Source organism: Microbacterium sp. K36 (genome assembly GCF_004794355.1).
GTDB classification, from domain to species: domain Bacteria; phylum Actinomycetota; class Actinomycetes; order Actinomycetales; family Microbacteriaceae; genus Microbacterium; species Microbacterium paraoxydans_D.
The window spans coordinates 48,903-73,023 of sequence record NZ_SSDN01000095.1 but is presented as its reverse complement, the minus strand read 5'-3'; the positions used below and the strand labels follow the sequence as shown (position 1 = coordinate 73,023).

At 71.1% G+C, this 24,121-nt stretch carries 22 protein-coding genes; 15 read left to right on the top strand and 7 right to left on the bottom strand.

Annotated features, from left to right (window positions below):
- Window position 1 precedes the first annotated feature (1 nt).
- The 4 genes from DW296_RS13265 to DW296_RS13250 all read left to right on the top strand — a co-directional run bounded on the left by DW296_RS13265 (window position 2) and on the right by DW296_RS13250 (window position 4,273).
- Window positions 2–1,429, top strand: coding sequence for a four-carbon acid sugar kinase family protein (locus DW296_RS13265; RefSeq protein WP_136052610.1), 1,428 nt, complete (start codon window positions 2–4; stop codon window positions 1,427–1,429).
- Window positions 1,426–2,316 carry an NAD(P)-dependent oxidoreductase gene (locus tag DW296_RS13260; protein ID WP_136052609.1) on the top strand — a complete coding sequence of 297 codons (891 nt, stop codon included), beginning with the start codon at window positions 1,426–1,428 and terminating at the stop codon, window positions 2,314–2,316. Before DW296_RS13265 ends, DW296_RS13260 begins: the two co-directional genes overlap by 4 nt.
- 39 nt (window positions 2,317–2,355) lie before the next feature.
- A complete protein-coding gene (locus DW296_RS13255; RefSeq protein WP_136052608.1) occupies window positions 2,356–3,777 on the top strand; it encodes a GntP family transporter in 1,422 nt (473 codons plus the stop codon).
- Between the two features lie 94 nt (window positions 3,778–3,871).
- Window positions 3,872–4,273, top strand: coding sequence for a VOC family protein (locus tag DW296_RS13250; protein ID WP_136052607.1), 402 nt, complete (start codon window positions 3,872–3,874; stop codon window positions 4,271–4,273).
- A gap of 99 nt (window positions 4,274–4,372) precedes the next feature.
- On the opposite strand, the gene DW296_RS13245 is transcribed toward DW296_RS13250, so the two are convergent.
- Together DW296_RS13245 and ald are read right to left on the bottom strand one after the other, a co-directional pair.
- Window positions 4,373–5,581 carry a pyridoxal phosphate-dependent aminotransferase gene (locus DW296_RS13245; protein WP_136052606.1) on the bottom strand — a complete coding sequence of 403 codons (1,209 nt, stop codon included), beginning with the start codon at window positions 5,579–5,581 and terminating at the stop codon, window positions 4,373–4,375.
- Between the two features lie 81 nt (window positions 5,582–5,662).
- Window positions 5,663–6,757, bottom strand: a complete 1,095-nt coding sequence (ald, locus tag DW296_RS13240) for an alanine dehydrogenase (protein WP_136052605.1) — start codon at window positions 6,755–6,757, stop codon at window positions 5,663–5,665.
- Window positions 6,758–6,864: 107 nt separating this feature from the next.
- Here ald and DW296_RS13235 point away from each other — a divergent pair, with 107 nt between their 5' ends.
- Window positions 6,865–7,383 carry an Lrp/AsnC family transcriptional regulator gene (locus DW296_RS13235; protein ID WP_136052604.1) on the top strand — a complete coding sequence of 173 codons (519 nt, stop codon included), beginning with the start codon at window positions 6,865–6,867 and terminating at the stop codon, window positions 7,381–7,383.
- 16 nt (window positions 7,384–7,399) lie between these two features.
- On the opposite strand, the gene DW296_RS13230 is transcribed toward DW296_RS13235, so the two are convergent.
- The 3 genes from DW296_RS13230 to aceA all read right to left on the bottom strand — a co-directional run bounded on the left by DW296_RS13230 (window position 7,400) and on the right by aceA (window position 11,006).
- Window positions 7,400–7,831, bottom strand: a complete 432-nt coding sequence (locus tag DW296_RS13230) for a hypothetical protein (protein WP_136052603.1) — start codon at window positions 7,829–7,831, stop codon at window positions 7,400–7,402.
- Window positions 7,832–7,920: 89 nt separating this feature from the next.
- A complete protein-coding gene (aceB, locus tag DW296_RS13225) occupies window positions 7,921–9,555 on the bottom strand; it encodes a malate synthase A (RefSeq protein WP_136052602.1) in 1,635 nt (544 codons plus the stop codon).
- Between the two features lie 125 nt (window positions 9,556–9,680).
- Complete coding sequence (gene aceA, locus DW296_RS13220) at window positions 9,681–11,006, bottom strand: isocitrate lyase (RefSeq protein WP_136052601.1); 1,326 nt, start codon at window positions 11,004–11,006, stop codon at window positions 9,681–9,683.
- 242 nt (window positions 11,007–11,248) lie between these two features.
- Here aceA and DW296_RS13215 point away from each other — a divergent pair, with 242 nt between their 5' ends.
- The 7 genes from DW296_RS13215 (at window position 11,249) to DW296_RS13185 (ending at window position 19,178) form a co-directional block, all read left to right on the top strand.
- Complete coding sequence (locus DW296_RS13215) at window positions 11,249–12,694, top strand: helix-turn-helix transcriptional regulator (protein ID WP_136052600.1); 1,446 nt, start codon at window positions 11,249–11,251, stop codon at window positions 12,692–12,694.
- 22 nt (window positions 12,695–12,716) lie between these two features.
- Complete coding sequence (locus DW296_RS13210; protein ID WP_136052599.1) at window positions 12,717–13,841, top strand: DUF6226 family protein; 1,125 nt, start codon at window positions 12,717–12,719, stop codon at window positions 13,839–13,841.
- A 230-nt stretch (window positions 13,842–14,071) separates the two neighbouring features.
- On the top strand, window positions 14,072–15,175 hold the full coding sequence (locus tag DW296_RS13205; RefSeq protein ID WP_240743091.1) for an ABC transporter substrate-binding protein: 1,104 nt from the start codon (window positions 14,072–14,074) through the stop codon (window positions 15,173–15,175).
- Entirely contained in the window at window positions 15,175–15,972 is a 798-nt protein-coding gene (locus tag DW296_RS13200) for an ABC transporter ATP-binding protein (RefSeq protein ID WP_136052597.1), read from the top strand. The genes DW296_RS13205 and DW296_RS13200 overlap by 1 nt, the downstream gene beginning before the upstream one ends.
- Window positions 15,965–16,813 (top strand): ABC transporter permease, encoded by an 849-nt coding sequence (locus tag DW296_RS13195; RefSeq protein ID WP_136052596.1) that lies wholly within the window; start codon window positions 15,965–15,967, stop codon window positions 16,811–16,813. The genes DW296_RS13200 and DW296_RS13195 overlap by 8 nt, the downstream gene beginning before the upstream one ends.
- A 108-nt stretch (window positions 16,814–16,921) precedes the next feature.
- Window positions 16,922–18,301, top strand: a complete 1,380-nt coding sequence (locus DW296_RS13190) for an NtaA/DmoA family FMN-dependent monooxygenase (protein WP_136052595.1) — start codon at window positions 16,922–16,924, stop codon at window positions 18,299–18,301.
- Window positions 18,294–19,178, top strand: a complete 885-nt coding sequence (locus DW296_RS13185; RefSeq protein ID WP_136052594.1) for a ribokinase — start codon at window positions 18,294–18,296, stop codon at window positions 19,176–19,178. The genes DW296_RS13190 and DW296_RS13185 overlap by 8 nt, the downstream gene beginning before the upstream one ends.
- Window positions 19,179–19,197: 19 nt before the next feature.
- Here the strand turns inward: DW296_RS13185 and DW296_RS13180 are convergent, their stop codons facing one another.
- Window positions 19,198–19,800, bottom strand: a complete 603-nt coding sequence (locus tag DW296_RS13180; protein WP_025102352.1) for a PadR family transcriptional regulator — start codon at window positions 19,798–19,800, stop codon at window positions 19,198–19,200.
- A 103-nt stretch (window positions 19,801–19,903) separates the two neighbouring features.
- Between DW296_RS13180 and DW296_RS13175 the strand changes: the two genes are divergently transcribed.
- A complete protein-coding gene (locus DW296_RS13175; protein ID WP_025102351.1) occupies window positions 19,904–20,413 on the top strand; it encodes a flavin reductase family protein in 510 nt (169 codons plus the stop codon).
- The gene (locus DW296_RS13170; protein WP_136052593.1) at window positions 20,410–20,799 is read left to right on the top strand and encodes a riboflavin kinase; all 390 of its coding nucleotides are present in this window, start codon (window positions 20,410–20,412) and stop codon (window positions 20,797–20,799) included. Before DW296_RS13175 ends, DW296_RS13170 begins: the two co-directional genes overlap by 4 nt.
- 331 nt (window positions 20,800–21,130) lie before the next feature.
- Here the strand turns inward: DW296_RS13170 and DW296_RS13165 are convergent, their stop codons facing one another.
- Complete coding sequence (locus DW296_RS13165; protein ID WP_136052592.1) at window positions 21,131–22,639, bottom strand: PucR family transcriptional regulator; 1,509 nt, start codon at window positions 22,637–22,639, stop codon at window positions 21,131–21,133.
- A gap of 93 nt (window positions 22,640–22,732) precedes the next feature.
- Here DW296_RS13165 and gabT point away from each other — a divergent pair, with 93 nt between their 5' ends.
- Window positions 22,733–24,094, top strand: coding sequence for a 4-aminobutyrate--2-oxoglutarate transaminase (gabT, locus tag DW296_RS13160; RefSeq protein ID WP_136052591.1), 1,362 nt, complete (start codon window positions 22,733–22,735; stop codon window positions 24,092–24,094).
- Window positions 24,095–24,121: the final 27 nt, after the last annotated feature.

Below are 24,121 nucleotides of genomic sequence, written 5' to 3'. Positions count from 1 at the left end.
TGTGCACATCGACGACCTGCTGGCCCCCCTGCCCGCACCCGTCGCCGTCACCGCGGCCGATGTCCGCACCGAGGTCGACCCCACCGACGTGCTCCTCGTCCTCGACGACGACCCGACCGGCACGCAGTCGGTCGCGAACCTCCCCGTCCTCACTCGATGGGAGCGCGCCGATCTGGACGAGGCCCTCGCGACGGGCGCCGCCGCCGTGTATGTGCTCACGAACACCCGGTCCCTCGACGAGGACGGCGCCGCCGCCCGCAACCGCGAGATCGTCGACGTGGCCCTCGCCGCCGCGGAGGCGCAGGGGCGGCGCGTCACGTTCGTCTCCCGGGGTGACTCGACGCTGCGCGGCCACTTCCCGCTCGAGACCGACGTCCTCGCCGCGGAGATCGGATCCCGTACCGGCCACGCCCCCGCGCTGACCCTGCTCGTGCCCGCCTTCCCCGACGCCGGCCGCATCACGGTCGACTCCGTGCACTACTGGGTCACCGACGGCGAGGCCACCCCGGTCGGCGAGACACCCTTCGCGGCGGACGCGACCTTCGGCTACGCCTCTTCCGACCTGCGCGAGTGGGTCGCCGAGAAGACGGGCGGACGCATCCCGGCATCCGCGGTCGCGGGTCTCGACATCCGCACCATCCGCGCCGGAGTGGACGCGGTGGCCGGCTTCCTCGACGCGCTGACCGACGGCACGGTCGTCGCGGTCGACGTGGTCGAGGAATCGGACATGCGCGTCGTCGCGCTCGCGCTGCACCGCCTGCGGGACCGCGACGTGCTCCTCCGCGTCGGCCCGCCCTACGTGCGTGCGCACATCGGACAGGAGATCGCCGAGCCGGTCCGCGCAGAGGACATCCCCTTCGCGCATGACCGTGGCGGTCTCGTGGTCGTGGGAAGCCATGTGCCGCTCACCACCGCCCAGCTCGAAGCTCTCACGGCGGCGCGGCCGAACACCCGCACGATCGAGCTCGACGTGCGCGCCCTCATCGGCTCCGAGCGCGAGGCTCATCTCGAGGCGCAGGCCCACGCCGTGGCCGAGGCACTCGCCACGGGGACCGTGATCGTGCACACCACACGCGAACTCGTCACCGGGGCAGACGGCGACGAGAGCCTCGCGATCGCCCGCCGCATCTCCAGCGGCGTGGTCGAGCTCGTGCGCCGGGTGCTCGCCATCGCTCCGCCCCGCTTCGTCATCGCGAAGGGCGGCATCACCTCCAGCGATGTCGCGAGCGAGGCCCTCGAGATCCGCCGGGCCACCGTGCTCGGCCCCATGCTGCCCGGCCTCGTCTCGCTATGGCAGCCGGAGACCGGCCCCGCGGTCGGCATCCCGTACGTCGTGTTCGCCGGCAACGTCGGCGACGCGGACTCCCTCGTCACGGTCGTCGCCACGCTCGCAGGCGACGATGGAAACAACCCGGAAGGACACTCATGACATCCACCGTCGCTGTCATCGGACTCGGCGCCATGGGGCTGCCGATGGCCACCCGCCTCGCCGAGCGCTTCGCGGTGCGCGGCTTCGACATCGCCGCCGAGCGCGTCGCCCTCGCCGCGGAAGCCGGGGTCACGCCGGCCCCCTCGGCGGCGGACGCCGTGGACGGTGCGGATGCGGTGCTGGTCGCCGTCCGCACCGGCGCGCAGCTCGAGGCGCTGCTCTTCGGCGAGGACGGGCTCGCCCCACACCTCGCCGACGGCGCCGTCGTGATCCTCACCAGCACGGTGGGCACGGACGGCATCGACGCGATCGCCGCACAGCTCGCCGCGCACGGTGCGCAGCTCGTCGACGCCCCGCTCTCCGGCGGACCGGTCCGTGCGGGGGAGGGCGACCTCCTCATCGTCGTCGGCGCTACCCCGACCGCTCTGGAGACGGCACGCCCCGTGCTGGACCAGCTCGCCTCCACGCTGTCCATCGTCGGCGACAAGCCCGGCGACGGCCAGGCGCTGAAGACCGTCAACCAGCTCCTCTGCGGCGTGCACATCGCCGCGGCCGCGGAAGCGCTCGCGCTCGCCGACGCCCTCGGGCTGGACCGCGCCCGCACGCTGGACGCGCTGACGGCCGGTGCTGCGAACTCCTTCATGCTCGGCAACCGCGGTCCGCGCGCCCTGCAGGCCTACGACGAGGACGGCGCCGAGGTGCTCAGCCGCCTCGACATCTTCGTCAAGGACCTCGGCATCGTCGGCGACGCCGCCCGCCGTGCGCACCTGTCCACGCCGGTCGCCGCCGCGGCCGAGCAGCTGTTCCTCCTCGGCGAAGCGCAGGGCCTCGGCGCCCTGGACGACTCCGCCGTCATCCGCGTCGTCGCACCCGAACGACTGTCCTGAGCGCGACGTCGCGCCCTCACTGAAAGAAGAGATCCAGAGATGCTTCCTCTTCCGATCCTCATCCTGATCGGCCTGGCGGGCCTCGGCCTGCTGCTCCTGCTCATCATCCGGTTCAAGATGCAGGCGTTCTACGCCCTCATCCTCGTGTCGATCATCGTCGGCATCGCGGCGGGCCTGCCGCTGACCACGATCCCCGCCGACGGCGACACCCCCGAGCAGCTCGGCGTCATCCAGGCGATCATCGCCGGTGTCGGCGGCACGCTGGGCTCGGTGGCCGTGCTCGTCGCGCTCGGGTCGATGCTCGGCAAGATCATCGAGCTGTCCGGCGGCGCCGATGCGCTCGCCGGCCGTTTCACCGGCTGGCTGGGCCCGAAGCGCGTCGGCATCGCGCTCGTCATCGCCGCCGGCGTCCTCGCGATCCCGGTGTTCTTCGACGCGGGGTTCATCATCCTCATCCCCATCGTGTTCGCCTTCTCGAAGGCGGCCGGTCTCAACCCGATCAAGTTCGGCCTCCCCGTGGCCGGCATCATGCTCGCGGTGCACGTCGCGGTGCCGCCGCATCCGGGCATCGTCGGCGGTTCCGCGATCCTCGGCGCCGACATCGGCTGGGTCACGATCTTCTCCCTCGCGATCTCCGTGCCGCTCGGTGTGCTGTCCTACCTCGTGGCGAAGTGGATCAACACCCGCGAGTTCGCGATGCTCGCGGCCACGAAGGAGATGTACGACAACTTCGGCACGGAGAAGTCGACGCTCACCGGCGGGCTCGGTGCGGGCGAGAAGGCGCCGGGTGCGGGAACGGTCCTCGGGCTCATCCTCCTGCCGCTCGTGCTCATCATGCTCGGCACCGCGGTCGCGCCGCTGTTCGAGGCGGGCACGTTCTGGAACGGGTTCCTCAGCATGGTCGGGCAGCCGATCTTCGCTCTCATGGTCGCGATCGCCGCCGCGATGTACCTGCTCGGCGTGCGCCGCGGCTGGTCGGCCGCGCACCTCGGCGAGGTCATGGAGTCGGCGCTGCCGGCCGCCGCCGTCATCATCCTCGTTACCGGTGCCGGTGGCGCCTTCGGCCGGGTCCTGACCGAGACCGGGATCGGTGGAGCGGTCGCCGACGTGCTCGCGTCCAGCGGGATGCCCCTGCTGCTCGCGGCCTTCCTCATCTCGCTCATCATGCGTGCCGCCCAGGGGTCCGCCACCGTCGCGATCGCCACGACCGCAGGACTCCTGCTGCCGTCGGTCTCCGCGATGGGACTCGACACCGTGCACACCGCGCTGCTCGCGGTCGCGATCGGCTACGGAGGCCTCGGTCTCAGCCACGTGAACGACTCCGGATTCTGGGTGGTCACGCGGTACCTCGGCCTGTCGGTGAAGGACGGTCTGCGCACGTGGACGCCGCTCACGACGGTGCTCGGTGTGGCCGGCTTCGCGCTGACCTGGATCCTCTACGCGGTGATCCCCGTCTCCTGACCGCGCTCGCACGAGCGGCCGTCGCCTCCGGGCGGCGGCCGTTCGTCGTTCCCGTCGGGTGGCCGCCGGGGCCACGGCGGACTACGCTCGCGGGATGAGCGGACTGATCCCGTACCTGCTGTTCCCCGGCAACGCCGCAGAAGCGCTCGGCCACTACCGCGACGTCTTCGGCGGCGAGCTCCAGCTGATGGACTATGCGAGCGCCGGTCGTCACGACGGCCCGGGGGACGCGGTCGCGCACGGACAGCTCAGCGGCCCGGTCGAGCTCGCCGGGGCCGACGCGGGAGCCGATGACGACGCGGTGCAGATGAGCGGGATGTTCCTCTCGCTCCTCGGCACCGCCGACCCCGGAACGCTGACCCGGTGGTACGACGAGCTTTCCGCCGGTGGCCGCGTCATCGATCCTCTCCAGCAGCGCCCGTGGGGAGACTTCGACGGCACCCTGGTGGACCGCTACGGCATCCGTTGGCTGATCGGCTTCCACCCCGAGGACTGACCCGCCCACCTCCCACGCCGAGACCCCGGATTCACGCCGAGACCCCCTCGTACCTGCGCAGGTACGAGGGGGTCTCGGCGGTAAAGCGGGGTCTCGAGGTCAGGAAGACGAGGAGAACAGGCGCTGCAGGCGCTGCACGCCCTCCAGGAGCTGGTCGTCGCCGAGCGCGTAGGACATGCGGATGTAGCCCGACGGACCGAAGGCCTCGCCGGGGACCACGGCGACCTCGGCCTGGTCGAGGATGAGGTCGGCGAGCTCCAGCGAGGTGGTCGGGGTCACGCCACCCCAGGTGCGACCGAGCAGGCCCTGCACGTCGGGGTACACGTAGAACGCGCCCAGCGGGTTCGGGACCACGAGGCCGTCGATCTTCGACAGCTCCGAGACGATGAGCTGACGGCGGCGGTCGAAGGCCTCGCGCATCTGCTCGGCCTCGTCCTGCGGGCCGTTGAGCGCCGCGATCGCCGCCTTCTGCGCGACGTTGTTCACGTTGCTGGTGAGGTGCGACTGCAGGTTGCCGGCGATCTTGATGGCGTCGGCCGGACCCACCATCCAGCCCACGCGCCAGCCGGTCATCGCGTAGGTCTTCGCGACCCCGTTGACGAGGATCGTCTGGTTCGCGGCCTCCGGGACTGCCTCGACGATCGAGGTCGCCTTGACGCCCTCGTAGGTGAGGTTCTGATAGATCTCGTCGCTGATGATCCAGATGCCGTGCTCCACCGCCCACTCGCCGATGGCCTTCGTCTCCTCGGCGGTGTACACGGAGCCGGTGGGGTTCGACGGCGACACGAAGACGAGGACGGTCGTGCGGTCGGTGCGCGCCGCCTCGAGCTGCTCGACCGTCACCTTGTACTCCTGGTCGGCGCCGGCGAAGACCTCGACGGGGGTGCCGTCGGCGAGACGGATCGCCTCCGGGTAGGTCGTCCAGTACGGGGCCGGCAGCAGCACCTCGTCGCCGGGGTTCACGACCGCCTGGAACGCCTGGTACACCGACTGCTTCCCGCCGTTGGTGACGATGATCTGGCCGGGGGAGACCTCGAGTCCGGAGTCGCGGAGCGTCTTGGCGGCGATCGCCTCACGAAGCGCCGGCAGCCCGGGAGCGGGGGTGTACCGGTAGCTCGCGGGGTCGGCCAGTGCCTCGGCCGCCGCATCCACGATGAACTGCGGCGTGGCGAAGTCGGGCTCGCCCGCGGCATACGAGATGACGGGCTTGCCCTCGGCCTTGAGGGCCTTGGCCTTGGCGTCGACCTTGAGGGTCGCGGACTCGGCGATGGCGGACAGCTTGCGGGAGAGAGGAGCGCGTTCGGTCACGGTTACGAGCGTACTCGCGTCGATACGACGGGTGAGGTGTGGGATGCCGCCAAGATCCGAGGTTCTTTCGGGTTCGACAGGTCAGTCGGTCGTGAGGCCGTGCGCACGGGCGACGGCGTCCAGCGTGATGCGTCCCCCCTGCACGTTGAGGCCCTTCGCGAGGGCAGCGTCGTCGGAGGCCGCCCGCTCCCAGCCCTTGGCCGCGATCGCCGAGACGTAGGGGAGCGTGGCGTTCGTCAGGGCCCGGGTCGCGGTCGTCGGCACGGCCCCCGGCATGTTCGCGACGCAGTAGTAGATCGAGTCGTGCACGGCGAAGGTCGGGTCGTCGTGGGTCGTCGGACGGGAGCCCTCGAAGCAGCCGCCCTGGTCGATCGCGATGTCGACGAGCACGGACCCCGGCTTCATGGCCGCGACCATGTCGTCGGTCACCAGCTTGGGGGCCGCGGCGCCGGGGATGAGGACCGAGCCGATCACGAGGTCCGCCGTCGTCAGCTCCTCAGCGATGTCGTACCGGCTCGACGCGCGCGTCTCCAGGGCGCCGCCGTAGCGGTGCTCGAGGTCGCGCAGGCGGGGGAGCGCCACGTCGACGACGGTGACCTTCGACCCGAGTCCGAGCGCGTTCGCGGCGGCGTGCTCGCCCGCGACGCCGCCGCCGATCACCACGGTCTTGGCCCGCGGGGTGCCGGCGATGCCGCCCAGCAGCATGCCGCGGCCGCCCTGCGAACGCAGCAGCGAGTGGGACCCCATGACGACGGAGAGGCGGCCGGCGATCTCGCTCATCGGCACGAGCAGTGGCAGCGTGCGATCCGGCAGCTGCACGGTCTCGTAGGCGACGGCGGTCGTGCCGGCCGCGACGAGCGCCTCGGTCAGCGGGCGGTCGGCTGCGAGGTGGAGGTAGGTGAAGAGCGTGAGGTCGGGGCGGAGGAAGCCGTACTCCTCGGCCACGGGCTCCTTGACCTTGATGAGAAGGTCGGCCTCGCCCCACGCGTCGGCGGCGGTCGCGACGATCTCCGCCCCGGCCGCGCGGTACGCGTCGTCATCGATGCTCGACCCGACGCCGGCTCCCGACTGCACGAGCACCCGGTGGCCTTCCCGCACGAGCCGATCGGCTCCGGCCGGGGTGAGGGCGACGCGGTTCTCGTTGTTCTTGACTTCGGTCGGGATGCCGATCTTCATGGATCCTCCAGGTCTCGGGGGCGCAGGGTGCAGACAAGGATCGCAGAAACGTCGAGACATCGACAGATTCGATGAATACTCTTCGGAGAAGGATCGAATCCTGAATAATGCTTCGTATGACCACCGCCTCCACGTCGCCCGAGCCGAACAGTGTTCGGGCGCCTGCTCTCGACCCCACCGACGCGCGGATCGTGCAGCTCCTCACCGTCGACGGGAGGATGACGAACGCCGAGCTGGCCGGACGACTGGGAGTCGCCCCGTCGACCGCGCACGCACGCCTGCGCGGGCTGATCGAGCGCGGGGTCATCACCGGATTCCATGCGAGCGTCGACGAACGCGAGCTCGGCGCCGGACTGCAGGCGATCATCGGCGTCAGTCTTCGCCCGGCCGCGCGCCGGGAGAGCATCGTCGAGTTCGCAGATCGCGTGCGCGCGCTGCCGCAGGTGATCCAGGTGTTCTTCCTCGGCGGAGACGACGACTTCCTCCTGCACATCGCGGTCGCCGATTCTTCGGAGATGCGCGAGTTCGTGCTCGAGCACCTGTCCGCGCAGAGCAGCGTGGCATCGACCCGTACGAGCATCGTGTTCGACTACCACCGCAACTCGGTTGCCGCGTCGTTCCACTGAGTCGGCGCGCGGCGACTCAGGTCTCGAACGAGGAGGGGACTGCGCAGTAGTCGGCGAAACGCCGGGTGGGATGGGCCGGATCGGTCACGTCGACCAGGGCGTTCGCCGCGGTGTGCGGAGGCTCGTCTCCGGCGAGCTGCCAGAGGACGTAGTTCCACATCCCGCGTGCGCTCGGCGACACGATCGCGCCCGGCCCGGACACGAGGAGCACGGCATCGCTGTCGGTGGCGCGGAACGGCCCCACGACGTCGGCGCGGAGGGCTGCTTCCTCCCCGTCTGCGGTGTGTGCGCGCTCGACGGCCTGGCCGGCAGCGGTGAGAGCGGCGGCCAGGCCATCCGCGGCCACGCGCGAACGCTCGGCGTCGGCCCCGGCGACCGCGACCAGCCGTCGCCCCCGCGGGTACAGGTGCAGGAACTCCTCGGCGATGCTGTCCCATACGGCGCTCATGGCTCCAGGCTACGCCCGGCAGGGAGCGTGCGGGCCGGGTGGGACGTGAGGATGCCGCGGACCTCGCGGCCCGCGGCATCCCGGCGTCGTCAGTCCTCGTCGACCAGGAACCGGCTGTAGGCGCCCAGGGTGAGGAAGGTCGGGAACTCCTCGCGGAGGGCGACCTCGCGGAAGATCTCGGCGGCGTCGTCGAAGCGGTCGCCCTCGCGTCGCTCGACCTCGTCCAGCACCTCGGCGATCAGCCCTTCGACGTACTCGACCGTGATGGGGGTGCCGTCCTGCGTGGTGCGGTCCTGGTGGATCCACTGCCACACCTGCGAGCGGCTGATCTCCGCGGTCGCGGCATCCTCCATGAGGTTGTCGATCGCCACGGCGCCGAGCCCACGCAGCCAGGCCTCCAGGTAGCGGATGGCCACCGAGACGTTGTCCCGCACGCCCTGCGCCGTGATCGGCCGGCCGATGTGCAGGTCGAGCAGGTCGCGCGCCTCCACGTGCACGTCGTCGCGCTGGCGGTCGATCTGGTTCGGGCGGTCTCCGAGCACGGCGTCGAACTCGGCCTGGGCCGTGGGGATCAGGTCCGGATGGGCGACCCAGGTGCCGTCGAAGCCGTCGCCGGCCTCGCGCTTCTTGTCGGCCGACACCTTCTCGACCGCGCGCGCCGTCACCTCGGGGTCGCGGCGGTTCGGGATGAACGCGCTCATGCCGCCGATGGCGAAGGCACCGCGCTTGTGGCACGTCTGCACGAGCAGCTCGGTGTAGGCCCGCATGAACGGCACCGTCATCGTGACCTCGCTGCGGTCGGGGAGCACGAAGCGGGCGCCGCGGCCGCGGTAGTTCTTGATGATGGAGAAGATGTAGTCCCAGCGCCCGGCGTTGAGGCCCGCGCAGTGGTCGCGCAGCTCGTACAGGATCTCGTCCATCTCGAACGCGGCCGGGAGCGTCTCGATCAGCACAGTCGCGCGGATGGTGCCGTGCGGGATGCCGATGTACTCCTCGCTGAACGAGAAGACGTCGTCCCACAGCTTCGCCTCTTCGCTCGACTCCAGCTTCGCGATGTAGAAGTACGGTCCGCGTCCGCCCTCGATCAGCGCCTGCGCGTTGTGCAGGAAGTAGAGACCGAAGTCGACCAGGGAGCCGGACGCCGAGGTGCGGCGGCCGGAGCGGTCGATGAAGGCGAGGTGCTTCTCCGGCAGATGCCACCCGCGCGGACGCATCACGATCGTCGGGGTGCGCTCGGCCGTGACGCGGTACTCCTTGCCCTCCGGGGAGGTGAAGGAGAGCTCGCCGCGGATCGCGTCGCGGAGGGACAGCTGCCCCTCGATGACGTTCTTCCAGGTCGGGCTCGTGGCGTCCTCCTGGTCGGCGAGCCAGACGCGAGCCCCGGAATTCAGGGCGTTGATCGTCATCTTCGGGTCGGTGGGGCCGGTGATCTCGACGCGGCGGTCCTCGAGCCCGGGGCCGGCGCCGGCGACGCGCCAGGTGGTGTCCTGACGGATGTGCGCGGTGTCCTCGCGGAACTGCGGGTCGTGCCCGTTGCCGATCTCGAAGCGGCGACGCATCCGGTCGGCCAGCCGGTCATGGCGGCGGGACGCGAACCGGTGGTGGAGCTCGGTGAGGAAGGCGATCGCCTCCGGGGTGAGGATCTCGTCGTAGCGGTCGCGCATGGGCCCGGTGATCTCGATCGCGGGCCCCTGCCGGGTCGTCTGAATCGGTGCGGTGGTCATGATGGTGTCCTTTGCCTGATGCCGACCCCCCGGGTTGTCGTCGAAACCCCGGGCTCCCGGCGTGTGCGGGGCGGGGTCTCGACGAGAACCGGGGGTCTCGGGGGAAGTGGGGGAGATGTACTGGGTCAGTGGAACTGGGCGGTCTCGGTGGAACCGGCCAGGGCGAGCGTCGCGCTGTCGGGGTTGAGCGCGGTGGAGATGACGTCGAAGTAGCCGGTGCCCGCCTCGCGCTGGTGCTTGGTGGCGGTGTAGCCGTCGGCCTCGGCGGCGAACTCGGCCTCCTGCAGCTCGACGTAGGCGCTCATGGCGCGCTCGGCGTAGCCGCGGGCGAGGTCGAACATGGAGTGGTTCAGGGCGTGGAACCCGGCCAGGGTGATGAACTGGAACTTGTAGCCCAGGTCTGCCAGCTCCTGCTGGAACGTCGCGATCTCGGCGTCCGACAGGTGGCGCTTCCAGTTGAAGCTCGGCGAGCAGTTGTAGGCCAGGAGCTTACCGGGGAACTGTGCGTGGATCGCCGCGGCGAACTCCCGTGCCAACGCGATGTCCGGCTCCCCGGTCTCGACCCAGAGCAGGTCGGCGTAGGGGGCGAACGCGAGGCCGCGGCTGATGACCGACTCGATGCCCGGACGGATCCGGTAGAAGCCCTCCGAGGTGCGCTCGCCGGTGGTGAACTCCCGGTCGCGCTCGTCGACGTCGCTCGTGAGCAGGTCGGCGGCGAGGGCGTCGGTGCGGGCGATGATGACGGTCGGCACGCCGGCGACGTCTGCTGCGAGGCGGGCCGCGTTGAGCGTGCGGATGTGCTGCTGCGTGGGCACGAGCACCTTGCCGCCGAGGTGGCCGCACTTCTTCTCGCTCGCGAGCTGGTCCTCCCAGTGGATGCCCGCGGCACCGGACTGGATGAGGGACTGCGCGAGCTCGTAGGCATTGAGCGGGCCGCCGAAGCCCGCCTCGGCATCGGCGACGATGGGCGCGAGCCAGTCCTGCGTGGTCTCGCCCTCGGCGTGCTCGAGCTGGTCCTGTCGCAGCAGGGCGTTGTTGATGCGACGCACGACCGCCGGGACCGAGTTCGCCGGGTAGAGCGACTGGTCGGGGTAGGTCTGTCCGGCGAGGTTGCCGTCGGCGGCGACCTGCCAGCCGGAGAGGTAGATGGCCTTCAATCCCGCGCGTACCTGCTGCACGGCCTGGCCGCCGGTGTAGGCGCCGAGTGCGCGGACGTAGTCCTCCGTGTGCAGGAGGTTCCAGAGGTTCTCCGCACCGCGGTGGGCGAGGGTGGCGTCCTCGCGGACCGAACCGCGGATGCGGATGACGTCCTCAGCGGAGTACGTGCGCTCGACGCCGTCCCAGCGGGGATCGGTGTCCCAGATCTCCTGGAGCTCCGCGGCCGTCTGAACCTGGTCGCCGGCGCGCAGGCCGGCGGGGCGCGGGGTGGGGGTCGCTGCGGTGTTCGTCATGGTGTCTCCTCGGATGGGAATCGGCGTCGGTGCCGATGGCGTGCCTCCACTCTGTGTGAAGTTCTCTCGCTCTCCTGTGCCGAATCGAGGAGAAGTTTGCACGAATTTCTGTTTTCGTGACAGACTCAGCCCTCACGCACCGCTCGCCCGGCCCGGCGGGATCAGAAAGAACCCCGGCACGGCCTCGCGCGGAGCTTTTCCCATCCCGCATCGACGCGGACGGTGGGCCGAGAGGAGCCGAGATGGACGACACCGCGGAAGGCACCGACGCCCTCACCGTCGGCCGACGCATCCGCCAGCTGCGCACAGCACGGGGCCTGACGCTCGAGGAGCTCGCCGCCGCGGTCGATCGCGCGCCGAGCCAGATGTCGATGATCGAGACCGGCAAGCGCGAGCCCAAGCTCACCCAGCTCCAGGCCATCGCCCGTGCGCTCGGGGTGACCATCGACGCGCTCCTTTCCGGGGAACCACTCGACGAGCGCAGCGCGATCGAGATCGCCCTGGAGCGGGCGATGAAGGGGCAGACGTTCCAAGCGCTGGGCATCGCGCCGTTCCGCATCGCCAAGAGCGTGCCGACGGAGGCGCTGAAGGCGCTGCTCGCCCTGCACGGTGAGATCGACCGCCTGAAGGACGAGCGCGCGGCGACCCCGGAGGAGGCCCGGCGCGCCAACGTGGAGCTCCGGCACCTGATGCGGCGACAGGACAACCACTTCGCCGACCTCGAGGCGAAGGCGGCGGAGATCCTCGCGGCCGTCGGTCATCCCGGCGGGCCGCTCACCCAGCGCACCGCCTCCGAGATCGCGGCGTACCTCGGCTTCTCCCTGCACTACGCCGCCGACCTGCCGCAGACCACCCGCAGCGTCGCCGACCTCGCGAACGGTCGGCTGTATCTGTCGAGCAGTGTGCCGGCGAAGGGCGATGCCCGCACCGCGGTGCTGCAGGCGCTGTCGAGTCGCATCCTGGGGCACGCCGAGCCGCGCAGCTACGCTGAGTTCCTGCGTCAGCGCGTCGAGACGAACTACCTCACCGGCGCCCTCCTCATCCCGGAGGCGCACGTCGTCCCTGCGTTGCAGGACGCCAAGCAGCGGCGCGCGATCTCCATCGAAGACCTCCGCGACGCGTACTCGGTGTCGTACGAGACGGCGGCGCACCGCTTCACGAACCTCGCGACGCAGCACCTCGACATCCCCGTCCACTTCCTCAAGGTGCACGAGTCGGGCACGATCACCAAGGCGTACGAGAACGACGACGTGAACTTCCCGACCGACCGGCTCGGCGCCATCGAGGGGCAGATGTGCTGCCGCCGGTGGACCTCTCGGGTGGTGTTCGACGAGGACGACCGCTTCAACCCGTACTACCAGTACACCGACACAGGGAACGGCACCTACTGGTGCACCGCCCGCGTGGAGGCGTCGAGCGAGGGCCTGCACTCGGTGAGCGTGGGGGTACGGTTCGACGACACGCGGTGGTTCGTGGGGAGGGACACCCCGCACCGCGGCGTGTCGAAGCACTCGGTCGAGGTCTGCTGTCGTCGAGCCCCCGCCGAGCTGGAGGAGCGGTGGCGCGAGAACTCCTGGCCCAACGTGAAGACCCCGCGCACGCTGCTGGCGACTCTGCCCACGGGGGCGTTCCCCGGCGTGGACACCACCGATGTGTACGAGTTCCTGGAGGTTCACGCGCCGCGGTGATCCGGCTCGGTACGCTCGGTCGATGAGCAGCGACGTCTTCCCCGGTCCCTTCGGCCCGATGCCCGAGGCGGGTGCCGCCGCGATCCTGTGGATGCCCCCGCAGGCGGATGCCCCGGGGCCGGTCCGGTTCGTCGACGGCTTCGGGCCCTTCGCCGAGTTCGCGCGGGGCCAGGGGGCCGACCCCGCAGTGCTCGCCGTCGATCTTGGGGCGACGTGGGACTTCGTCGCCGGTCATCCTGAGGTCCTCGAGAGCGACAGGCTGGCCGCGGCGGCGGCGCGGTTCGTGGGCAACGTCATCGCGGTCGTGCACCCGGCCGCGACGTGGCGGATGACGGGCGAGCCGGAGATCGGGACCAACACCCTCTCGATCCCGGTCGCGGGTCTCGTGCAGGGGATGGTGCAGCAGCCCGAGCAGCGGGACGCGCTCCTGCAGATGCTCGCGTCGTGGGAGCAGGACGACCTCGATGACCAGGAGATGAGGGCGCTGTCCGCGGAGGACTCCGCTCCCGCGGTCGTCGTCCCGGCGCGGGCGTACGTCCGGCCTGTTCTCCCGCTCCTGGACTTCCATGACGAGAGCGGCGACGTCATTCGCTACGGGCACCGCTGGCCCGACGGCGACGCGCCGGAGGAGTCGTACTCCCGCGAGTCCCACCCGGAGCGCTTCGCACCGCTGTCCCTCGTGGTCGACGCGCTCGTCGAGCACCTCCGTCGCGAGTACACGGTCGAGGTGCGGCGAGAGGCGGAGGAGGGCGCGACGGAGCGCATCGTGCTCGCACCGGCGCGCGGTGCGCAGATCGCGATCACGCCGGCCGTTCCCTCCGTCTGCGTCGACGCCGGCGCCCTGTTCCACGCGATCGTGCCGTCGTGCATCTGCGATGCGTGCGACGAGACCGCCGAGACCGCGGCGGACGAGCTGGAGCGGATCGTGCTGTCGATCGCCGCCGGTGGCTTCCGGGAGAAGTACCCCGTCGGTCGCCGTGCATGGCTGTACACGGAGATCCGGTCGCCGGACGGCGAACGGCGGGAGACCAGCTCAGGCCCCGCCCCGGAGGTGCCCGCGGAGGATCGGGAGCGCGCGACCGCCCTGCTGCGCGGGCTCGACGACGGCTGGTGGCCCGCCTGGCCGCTCCGCTCGACCCCCGCCTGACCCCGACCCCACCCGGACCGGCCCCGGCCCCACCCCCGGCCCCCTCCGCGAACCCTCCCGTCCGTGCCTCGCCTGCACGACGGTGTTGCGCGTGCACGACCCCGTGGGCGGGTGAGTCGTGCGTCCGTCGCTGGATCGTGCAGCCGAACTTAGTCTGATCTTGCTTAGTCAAGATTGACTATGTTACTTTCATCGAGCCATCAATGACGAACGGCCGAGAAGGGACCCTCATGGCTACTTCCTCTGCGGAAACCCGATTCCGCACCACTGCCACCCTGACGTGCGTTCTCGCCGCCACGCTGACGCTCGGAGCATGCTCCTCGCCGGCGCCCGGCGGCGATACCGCCCCCACGAGCGCGGGCGGCAGCGACGCCTGCCAGCGCAACCAGGATGCCGGCACCATCACCTACATCTCCGGCTACGGCTACTCCGCCAGCGCCGGGCAGCTCGACGTGTTCCTGGCGAAGGAGCTGGGCTACTTCGACGACCTCTGCCTCGACGTGGAGATCAACGCCTCCGGCGCGAACGGGCAGCAGCTCGTCGCCTCGGGGCAGGCGCAGTTCACCGCTCTCGGCTCCGCCTCCGACGTGATGCTCGCCGCGGCGAACAGCAAGAACCTCACCGCCGTCGCCACCTACGGCACGACCCCGCCGTTCTCGATCTTCGGCAACGAGAAGCTCGACGACCTCACCGACCTCGAAGGCGGCTCGCTGGGGTACTTCATCAACCTCACTCCCATCGCCTCGGCCATGCTCGACGAGGCCGGGGTCGACGTCTCGAAGGTCGAGATGGTGAAGATGACCAACTACGACCCGACCGTCGTGGTGCGCGAGCAGGTCGACGCGATCGTCGGCTACGCCTCCAACCAGCCGCAGACCCTCAAGGCGCAGGACCTCCCGTTCAGCGAGTTCCTGCCCTCCGACCTCGGCGTCGAGGGTACGTACAACGTCATGGAGGTGAACTCGCGCTTCCTCGACGAGCACCGCGAGGTGGCCGCCGACTTCATGCGCGCGAGCCTCAAGGCCCTGCAGTTCTGCCTCGACGAGGCGGACGAGTGCATCGACATGCTGGCGGCCCTGGCGGAGGAGAACGGCCAGGGTGCGGCGTTCCCCCGCGATCAGCTCGCCCGTACGTGGGAGGTCGAGTCGGCCTGGGTGCGCGAGAGCGCGGGCGGCAACCCCGGCGTGCAGACCGAGGACATGTGGCAGCCCGAGTACGAGATCGTGCAGGAGTACGGCGACGTCAAGGACCTCCCCGCCATCGCCGACATGATGGACCCGGACCTCGTGGCCGACCTGTACGACGGCGACACCCTCATCTGGGCGGAGAAGTGATGGCCGCGGCACAGGGCGCCGGCGTCGAGGTCACGAACGTCTCGAAGTCCTTCGGCGTCGACGGGGCGAAGGTCACCGTGCTCGACGACGTGAGTCTCACGATCGGCATGGGCGAGTTCGTGTCGGTGATCGGGCCCAGCGGCTGCGGCAAGTCCACGCTGCTCAAGGTGGTCGCCGGACTCCTCGACGCCGACTCCGGCACCGTCACGATCGACGGCGAGAGCGTCACGGCGGCCTCCCGCGACAAGAAGATCGGCCTCGTTCCGCAGTCCCCGGCGCTGCTGCCGTGGAAGACGGTGCGCGAGAACGTCGAGCTCCCCGTGCGGATCAACCGAGGGGCCAACGGCGACCGCGCCCTCCGCGACCCGGCCGAGCTGCTGTCGACGTTCGGCCTCGGCCATGCGCTGAAGAAGTACCCGGGGCAGCTCTCCGGCGGCATGCAGCAGCGCGCCGCGATCGCCAGGGCCTTCGTGTTCGATCCGGCGATCATGCTGATGGACGAGCCGTTCTCCGCGCTCGACGAGATGAACCGCGACCTGCAGCGGATCGCTCTGCTGGACTTCTGGCAGTCGAACCGCAAGGCCGTGATGTTCGTCACGCACTCGGTGCCGGAGGCGATCATGCTCTCCGACCGCATCGTGGTCATGGCGGCTCACCCCGGACGCATCGCCGAGGTGATCGACGTGAACCTCCCGCGGCCGCGGACCGAGGAGGCGTACGCGACGGACGAGTTCCGCGACCTGGAGGCAGTCGTGCGCGGTGCGCTGCGCGCGCAGACGGAGAAGGCCCATGTCTGAGCTGACGATGAGAGACACCACCGCCACCCTCGCCACCGCCCGGCTGAAGGCGCAGCCGCGCCGCGGCATCCCCGGGTGGCTCCGCTGGGGCTCGTGGGTGCCGACCCTGATCACGTTCGTGATCGCGGCCCTGCTCTGGCAGATCGTGGCGTGGACCAACCCGTACGTCCTCCCGACGTTGGAGGCCATCGGCGCCAGCCTCGTCGAGGACGCGGGGATGTACTGGTCGAACTTCCTCGTGACGCTGCTCGAGGTCGTCGTCGGCGCCTCGGCCGGCATCCTGGCGGGTTTCCTCCTGGCGGTCGTGATGGCCGAGTTTCAGATCATCGAGCGCGCCGTCATGCCGCTGGTCATCATCGTGATGGTGACGCCGATCGTCGCGATCGCCCCGGCGCTCGTCGTCGCCTTCGGGTTCGGCATGGTGCCGAAGTTCATCGTCACCGGCCTCGTGGTGTTCTTCCCGATGCTCGTGAACTCGCTCGCCGGTCTCCGTGACGTGGACCAGAAGGCCATGGACGTGTTCAAGACGCTGCACGCCTCGCGATGGGAGATCTTCCGCGAGCTGCGATTCCCCGGCAGCATGCCCTACGTGTTCGCCGGTCTGCGGATCGCGCTGCCCCTCGCCGTGGTCGGCGCGGCCGTGGCCGAGTTCGTCGCGGCAGGACAGCAGGCCGGTCTCGGCTCCCTCGTCACCACGTCGGCCGCGCAGGCGAATCTGCCCGTGACCTGGGCGAGCATCGCCCTGCTCTGCCTGCTCGGGGTGCTGCTCATCGTGCTCCTCGCGGTCGTGCGCCGGCGCGTCCTGTGGTGGAGCGACGGCGAGGTCACCGCGAAGGGCTGACCGTACGCCCCCCGGTCCCGGGGGCGCGACCCCTGCGCCCCCGGGTTCCCCCGGCGTGCCCGGAAACTCCGAACGACACCATCCCCCACTCCCAGGAAGGCATCCGCCATGACCGCTCAGCACCCCGTGAAGACCCTGCGGCTCGGACTCTTCGAGAACGCCCAGGCGAACGACTCCGGCACCGCGACCTGGCGCCACCCCGACAACCGGCGCTACCTCTTCGACAAGCTCGACTACTGGCGCGACACCGCGCGCCTGGTCGAGGACGCGGGCTTCGACTTCCTGTTCCTCGCCGACGCGTGGGGCTGGGCCGACGTCGCCGGCGAGCGTCCGGACATCTGCTCGGTCGAGGGCCTGGACCTGCCCCGGCTCGACCCGGCGATCATCCTCGCCGCGCTCATCCCGGAGACCACCCGCCTCGGCCTCGTCGCCACCGGGTCGACCCTGCTCGAGCCTCCCTACTCCTTCGCCCGACGCCTGGCCACCCTCGACATCCTGTCCGGCGGCCGGATCGGCTGGAACGTCGTCACGACCGGCACCGCCGACACCGCGGTGCAGGGCTTCGGTGTGCCGATGGTCGGGCACGACGAGCGCTACCTGATGGCGGACGACTTCATGCAGGTCGTCTACAAGCTGTGGGAGGAGGCCTGGGAGGAGGGGGCGCTGGAGCGCGACAAGGCGGGCCGTTTCGCCGACCCGGTCAAGGTCCACCGCATCGCCCACGACGGGCCCTACTTCCGCTCGCACGGCTACGGCAACACGCAGCGCTCGCCGCAGGGCACGCCGGTGCTGTTCCAGGCCGGGGCCTCGCCCGCCGGCCGCGAGTTCGGCGGCAAGCACGGCGAGGCGATCTTCGTGGGGAGCGGCTCGGTGGAGCAGCTCCGCGCGCACTCGTCGGCGATCCGCGAGGAGGCGGTGAAGAACGGCCGTGGCGCGCACGAGGTGAAGATCATGTCGGCGTTCGCCGCGGTCGTCGGCAGCACCGAGGAGGAGGCGCGCCGCACCTACGCGGAGGTTGCCGACGCGCAGAACCCCGAGGTCACCGTGGCGTCCTACGCCTGGTTCACCGGACTCGACCTGTCGTCGTACGACCCGAGCACGCCGATGTCCGAGCTCAGCACCGAACTGTCGCAGACGCAGGTCGCCCGCTTCGCCGACAAGACCGTCGGCGATGTGCTGGGGGACTGGCACGCGCACGGTGTGGGCGCCCGCCCGATCGTGGGCACGCCTGAGCAGGTGGCGGACCGGATGATGGAGCTCGCCGACGGCGCCGACCTCGACGGCTTCCTCTTCGCTCCGGTGATCCCGCCGGCGTCGACCGCCGACTTCATCGAGCACGTGCTGCCGATCCTCAAGGAGCGCGGGGCGATCACCGACCCCGCCGCCGAGCCGGAGTCGCTGCGGGAACGGCTGATGGGCACCCCGACGCCCGCGCTCGCCGAGTCCCACGTGGGCTCGTCGTTCCGGCAGTCGATGGCCCGTGTCTGAGACCCTCGCCGGCGTCGCCGTCGTGGGGAGCGCGAATCTCGATCTCGTGGTCGAGGTCTCGCGCCCACCCCGCGTCGGCGAGACGCTGCTCGGTCGGGCCGGGGGACGCTTCCCCGGCGGCAAGGGCCTCAACCAGGCCGTCGCGGCGGCGCGCACGGGAGCCGCGACGCGGTTCTGCGGTGTCGTCGGAGCGGACGAGGCGGGAGCCGTGCTGGAGGCGGCGCTGACGGAGGCGGGCGTGGACGCCGCGCTCCGCCGCTCCGCGTCCGCGCCGACCGGGGTCGCGCATGTGCTGGCCTTCGACGACGGCGACAACAGCATCCTCGTGGCGGCCGGCGCGAACGGCGAGCTCACTCCGGAGGACGCCCTGGCCGGGATCGCCGGTGCGGCTGTCGTGCTCGCTCAGCTCGAGGTGCCCTTCGCGGTGGTCGCCGCCGCCCTCGTGGCCGCCCGGGGCGCGGGGGCGCGCACGATCCTCAACGCCGCCCCCGCGCACGAGACGGCGGTCGAGCTGCTCCCGGAGGTGGACGTGCTGGTCGTGAACGAGACGGAGTGCGCGGAGCTCGGCGGCGTCGAGCGGCTCCTCAGCGCCGGTGCCGGAGCGGTCGTGCTCACGGAGGGGGCTGCGGGCGTGACGCTGCACCGGCCGGGACGACCCGGTGTGCACGTGGCGGCTTTCCGCATCGACGCCGTCGACACGACGGGGGCCGGGGACGCCTTCTGCGGTGCGCTCGCCGCGGGGCTCGCCCAGGGGCACGACATCGAGCACGCTCTCGTGCGCGCCTGTGCCGCGGGGGCGATCGTGGCCCGGCATCGCGGCGCGACCACTCCGGCGCTGTCCGTCGCCGCCCTGGAGGAGCTTGTGGCCGGGCGCTGAGTCGCGTGCGCCCTGCGGGTCACCGCGGGGGAGCGGGTTCCGCCTCCGTCGTCTCCGCCGTCTCGCCGGCGAACGTGTACGCCCCGGCGCGCAGCCGCTCCAGCAGCGTCAGGAGCCACTCCTTCTCGGCGGTGAGTCGGGCGGTGGAGAGGTCGAAGATCTCGCGGACGTACTCCGGGGTCGTCTCCGAGCGCAGGGTGTCCTGCACGTCGAAGCCGTTCTGCGTGATGATCGCGTCGCTCTTGATGAGCCGATGCTCGAGCCCGGCGATGACCTCCTGCCGGCTGAGGACGAACATGAACGACGCCACGGTCATGATCGCCTGGGTGTCGAAAGCCGCGACATTCCACAGGTTCTCGCGCAGCATGCGCTGCAGCTCCACCTCGCCGGCCGGCGTGATGCGGTAGGTGGTGCGCGCTGGGCGCTTGCCCTCGGTCTCGGTGCCGCTCTCCGCCACGTAGCCGTCGACCTCGAGTGCGCGGAGGGCGTTGTAGATCGAGCCGGGCTGGATGTGCGCCCACTCGTCGACGTGCCAGGTCATGAGCTCGCGACGGAGGAAGTAGCCGTGAACGGGCTGGAACTGCTTGACGGCGCCGAGGACGACGAGGCGGGTGGTCGACATGCGCTTCATGCTAACGGCTCGATGTCGCGAAATCTGTTGTTTGCATGGTCAAAAATGCATATGATTCAAACTAGTCAAAGTTGACTAACGAAAGGACTTCGTGATGACCACTGCCGTGACCGACGCCCTGCCGCGGGACCGCGCTCTCCGTCGCGCCTTCTCCGTCTACCCGACCGGTGTGGTCGCGCTCGCCGCGCACGTCGAGGATCGCGCCGTCGGGATGGCGGTCAACTCCTTCACCTCGATCTCGCTGGAGCCCGCGCTCGTCGCCGTCAGCGCCGCCCGCACCTCGAAGACGTGGCCCGTGCTGCGCGCCGTCCCCGAACTGGGGATGAGCGTCCTCGCCGCGCACCACGAGCCGCTCAGCCGCTCGCTGTCCGCGCGCGAAGGGGACCGGTTCGGCGGCCATGCCTGGCATCGCTCCGAGGGTGGGGCCGTGTTGATCGACGACGCCGCGCTCTGGCTCACCTGCCGGCTGCACAGCACGTTCGACGGCGGCGACCACGAGATCGCGCTCTACGAGATCCAGGACGTGACGCTCTTCGACGACGTCGAGCCGCTCGTGTTCCACCAGAGCCGCTACCGCGCGATCTCGCCCGCCGCAGACGTGTGACCGGACCGGCGCTCCCGGTGCTCTCCGGCCTCGTCGTCCCCGGCGACGGCCGCGGGCGACTGCTCGGCTTCCCGACCGCGAACCTCGCCCTGCCCGAGCGGCTGCTGCCCGACGACGGCATCTACGCGGCCTGGGCGCGGCTGCCCGATGACGACCGGCGGTGGGAGGCGACGGCGAGCGTCGGGGCCAACCCGACGTTCTGCGGCGACCGGGCGCGGCGACTCGAGGTGCACCTGCACGACGTCGACCGCGACCTCTACGGACAACGGCTGTCGGTCGAGCTCGTGGCGCTGCTCCGGCCGACGCTGCGCTTCGACGCGGTCGAGGAGCTCGTCGCCCGGACCGCCGCCGACATCACAGCATCCCGGCGGCTCCTCGCCCGCTGACACCGATCCGACTCCGGTTCCGCGGTTCGAGTTCCGGGTTCCGGGTGCACGATCCCGGTCCGGGTGCACGACTCATCGGGCCGATCCGTCGTGCATACGTGGTGAGGTCCTGCAGGTGTCGCGGGAGAGGTGGGCACGGGTGGGGCCGGGTCGGTCGCGGCAGATTCTGCTGGCCGACACGACCCCGGACCCCCTCCCGGGCCGACCGGTTCCGGCGGCACGATCCCGGTCCGGGTGCACGAGTTGGCGGGCCGATCCGTCGTGCATACGTGGTGAGGTCGTGCGGGCGTCGCGGGGGAAAGGGGGAGAGGCAGGGACGGAAGGGGCCGGGTCAGTCGCGGGCGGTCTGCAGGAGGGCCCACACCTCGGCCCGGGCCGGGAAGGTCGTCAGGTCGACCCCGAGGAGGGCACCGGCGTGGGAGACCCGGGAGCGGAGGGTGTGCCGGTGGATGCCCAAGGCGGCTGCGGCCTGCTCGGCCCGCGCGTCGTGGTCGAGCCAGGTGCGCAGCGCGTGTTCGAGCGCGGTGCCGTGGGCGGCGTCGTGCTCCCGGAGCGGGGCGAGCCGCGACTCCGCGACGAGCCGGGCCTCATCCGTCGCCAGTGCGGTGAGCAGACTGGATCCGACCGTGTCGGCGTAGCGGACGGCACCGCTCGTGCCCGGCTGCCGGAGGGCGACGAGGGCCTGTGAGTGGGCCCGGGAGAAGGCGTCGTACCCCTCCGGTGCGGAGACGCCGACGCGGGCGGTGAAGCGTGCGGCCACGTCGTCGAGGAGCGATTCGTCGGTCGCGGAGACGCAGATGACCACGCCGTCCTCGGAGTCCGCGAGGAAGGCCGGGGTCCCGTGCTCGAGGCGCCGGCGCTCCCACCAGTCGAGGAGCGGTTCCGCCGGGGCGTCTCCGGTCACGGCGACCACCACGGGGGCGGGCGGAAGGCTGCCGAGCACCCGTCGGGCGAGGCCGGGGTCGTCGCCCAGGAGCGAGCGCAGCAGCTGCGTGTGCAGGCGGCGTCGGCCGCGGGCGAGCTGCTCGCTCTGCTCCCGCGCGAGCCCCGCCATCGCGATGACCGAGGTGACGACGGCTCTGGCCTCCTGGTCGAGGGCGTCGGCCTCCACGGCGAGGACGCCGCGCAGGTGCCCGCCCCTCCCCACCGTGAAGAGCATGAAGGTGTGCGCCTCGAGGGTGAGGGACTGCCCCGCCTCGAGTCCGCGGTCGAGGATCTCCTGGACCCGCGTCCCGAGCTCTTCCCGGACAGCCGTCGAGAAGGCATCGCGGGGGTGGGTGACGAGGAGGTCGCCCGTCGCGTCGAACATCCCGGCCCACGCGTCGAGCCGACGGCCGAGCTCGGTGATGATCGCCTCGAGCCCGCGCGGCCGGAGCGCGGCGAGGGCGAGGGCGCGCTGCGTGTCCAGCGCCCAGGTGCGTCGGGCGTACGCCTGCGCCGCGATCGCCTCGGAGTGCGCGCGGGCCACGGCGATGAACGGCGTGCGGTACGGCACCTCGAACAGAGGGATGCCCTGTGCGGCGCACGCCGCGATCAGCTCCTCCGGTGTGCCGGAGCGGTGCACGTCCGTGCCGAACCCGAGGCCCAGCACGCCGCGCTCGGCGAGACGCACGACGTAGGGGGCGATGTCGTCCGCATCGTCGAACTGGGTGCCGGTCGTGAGCAGGACGAGGTCCTCCGCGAGGAACGGGGTCGGGTCCGCGAGATCCGAGCTGTGCACCCAGCGCAGCGGCCGGTCGAGGGCGCCGTCCGGCAGGTCGGCGACGGCGGAGACGAGACGCAGGTCGAGATCCCGACGCCGCAGCAGGGCGGACAGCGTGGAGGGCTCGGTGGGGGGCATGCGATCTCCGGTTGTACGGGACGGCGAAATCAATTCTCCGATTGTACAATCGGGCGAATGCGGCCGTCTTCGCCGTCGCCGTACGCTCGCGGCATGGCTCTCCTCGACACCGCAGCACCCGCAGTCCCCCTCGGCGGCCCCGACCTCCCGCAGGAGCGTCGCCTCGTCACGGAACTCCCCGGCCCGCGGTCGGCCGAGGTCCTCACCCGCAAGGCGGACGCGGTCGCCGCCGGTGTGGGCCACACCGTGCCCGTCGCCGCCGTCGCGGCCGGGGGAGGGGTGGTCGTCGACGCCGACGGCAACTCGCTCATCGACCTCGGCTCCGGCATCGCCGTCACCACCGTCGGCAACGCGCACCCGAAGGTCGCCGCGGCCGTCGCCGCGCAGGCGGCGCAGTTCACGCACACCTGCTTCATGATCTCGCCGTACGAGTCGTACGTCGGCGTCGCCGAGGCGCTTAACCGCGTCACCCCCGGTGACTTCGCCAAGAAGAGCGCCCTGTTCAACTCCGGCGCCGAGGCCGTCGAGAACGCGATCAAGATCGCCCGCAAGCACACCGGTCGCCAGGCCGTCGTCGCGTTCGACCACGGCTACCACGGCCGCACGAACCTCACCATGGCGCTGACCGCGAAGTCGATGCCCTACAAGAGCGGCTTCGGCCCGTTCGCCCCCGAGGTCTACCGCGCGCCGATGTCCTACCCGTTCCGCGACGGACTCGAGGGCGGCGAGGCCGCGGCCCGCGTGATCCTCCAGCTCGAGAAGCAGATCGGTGCCGACAACCTCGCGGCCGTCATCATCGAGCCCATCCAGGGCGAGGGCGGCTTCATCGTCCCCGCCGACGGCTTCCTCCCCGCGATCGTCGACTGGTGCCGCGCGAACGGCGTCGTCTTCATCGCCGACGAGGTGCAGACCGGCTTCGCCCGCACCGGGCACATGTTCGCCAGCGAGATCTTCGGCATCGAGCCCGACCTCATCACCACCGCCAAGGGCATCGCGGGCGGGCTGCCCCTCGCGGCCGTGACCGGTCGCGCCGAGATCATGGACGCCTCGCACTCCGGCGGCCTCGGCGGGACCTACGGCGGCAACCCGATCGCCTGCGCGGCGGCGCTCGCGGCCATCGACGTGTTCGAGAACGACGGTGTCATCGAGCGGGCCCGCGAGATCGGCGAGATCCTCATCGGCCGCCTCACCGCCCTCCAGGCCGAGGACGCCCGCATCGGCGACGTCCGTGGTCACGGCGCGATGGTCGCGGCTGAGTTCGTGGACCCGGAGACCAAGGCTCCGGACGCCGCGCTCACTGCCGCCGTGGCCAAGGCGTGCATCGCTCAGGGCGTCATCGTCCTCACCTGCGGCACGTACGGCAACGTCATCCGCTTCCTCCCGCCGCTGTCCATCGGCGACGAGCTGCTGAACGAGGGCCTCGACGTCGTGGCCGAGGCGCTCGCCGGCGCCTGACACTGTCCGGTCGCGTCCCCGGATCGG

Excerpts from the sequence above, each read along its gene's own strand:
- DW296_RS13215 (WP_136052600.1), top strand. The coding sequence starts at position 11,249 with ATGGACGACACCGCGGAAGGCACCGACGCCCTCACCGTCGGCCGACGC.
- DW296_RS13190 (WP_136052595.1), top strand. The coding sequence starts at position 16,922 with ATGACCGCTCAGCACCCCGTGAAGACCCTGCGGCTCGGACTCTTCGAG.
- ald (WP_136052605.1), bottom strand. The coding sequence starts at position 6,757 with ATGAAGATCGGCATCCCGACCGAAGTCAAGAACAACGAGAACCGCGTC.
- DW296_RS13180 (WP_025102352.1), bottom strand. The coding sequence starts at position 19,800 with ATGTCGACCACCCGCCTCGTCGTCCTCGGCGCCGTCAAGCAGTTCCAG.
- aceA (WP_136052601.1), bottom strand. The coding sequence starts at position 11,006 with ATGACGAACACCGCAGCGACCCCCACCCCGCGCCCCGCCGGCCTGCGC.
- DW296_RS13255 (WP_136052608.1), top strand. The coding sequence starts at position 2,356 with ATGCTTCCTCTTCCGATCCTCATCCTGATCGGCCTGGCGGGCCTCGGC.
- DW296_RS13195 (WP_136052596.1), top strand. The coding sequence starts at position 15,965 with ATGTCTGAGCTGACGATGAGAGACACCACCGCCACCCTCGCCACCGCC.
- DW296_RS13235 (WP_136052604.1), top strand. The coding sequence starts at position 6,865 with ATGCTTCGTATGACCACCGCCTCCACGTCGCCCGAGCCGAACAGTGTT.
- DW296_RS13250 (WP_136052607.1), top strand. The coding sequence starts at position 3,872 with ATGAGCGGACTGATCCCGTACCTGCTGTTCCCCGGCAACGCCGCAGAA.
- DW296_RS13200 (WP_136052597.1), top strand. The coding sequence starts at position 15,175 with ATGGCCGCGGCACAGGGCGCCGGCGTCGAGGTCACGAACGTCTCGAAG.
- gabT (WP_136052591.1), top strand. The coding sequence starts at position 22,733 with ATGGCTCTCCTCGACACCGCAGCACCCGCAGTCCCCCTCGGCGGCCCC.
- DW296_RS13210 (WP_136052599.1), top strand. The coding sequence starts at position 12,717 with ATGAGCAGCGACGTCTTCCCCGGTCCCTTCGGCCCGATGCCCGAGGCG.
- DW296_RS13205 (WP_240743091.1), top strand. The coding sequence starts at position 14,072 with ATGGCTACTTCCTCTGCGGAAACCCGATTCCGCACCACTGCCACCCTG.
- DW296_RS13175 (WP_025102351.1), top strand. The coding sequence starts at position 19,904 with ATGACCACTGCCGTGACCGACGCCCTGCCGCGGGACCGCGCTCTCCGT.
- DW296_RS13260 (WP_136052609.1), top strand. The coding sequence starts at position 1,426 with ATGACATCCACCGTCGCTGTCATCGGACTCGGCGCCATGGGGCTGCCG.
- aceB (WP_136052602.1), bottom strand. The coding sequence starts at position 9,555 with ATGACCACCGCACCGATTCAGACGACCCGGCAGGGGCCCGCGATCGAG.
- DW296_RS13230 (WP_136052603.1), bottom strand. The coding sequence starts at position 7,831 with ATGAGCGCCGTATGGGACAGCATCGCCGAGGAGTTCCTGCACCTGTAC.
- DW296_RS13165 (WP_136052592.1), bottom strand. The coding sequence starts at position 22,639 with ATGCCCCCCACCGAGCCCTCCACGCTGTCCGCCCTGCTGCGGCGTCGG.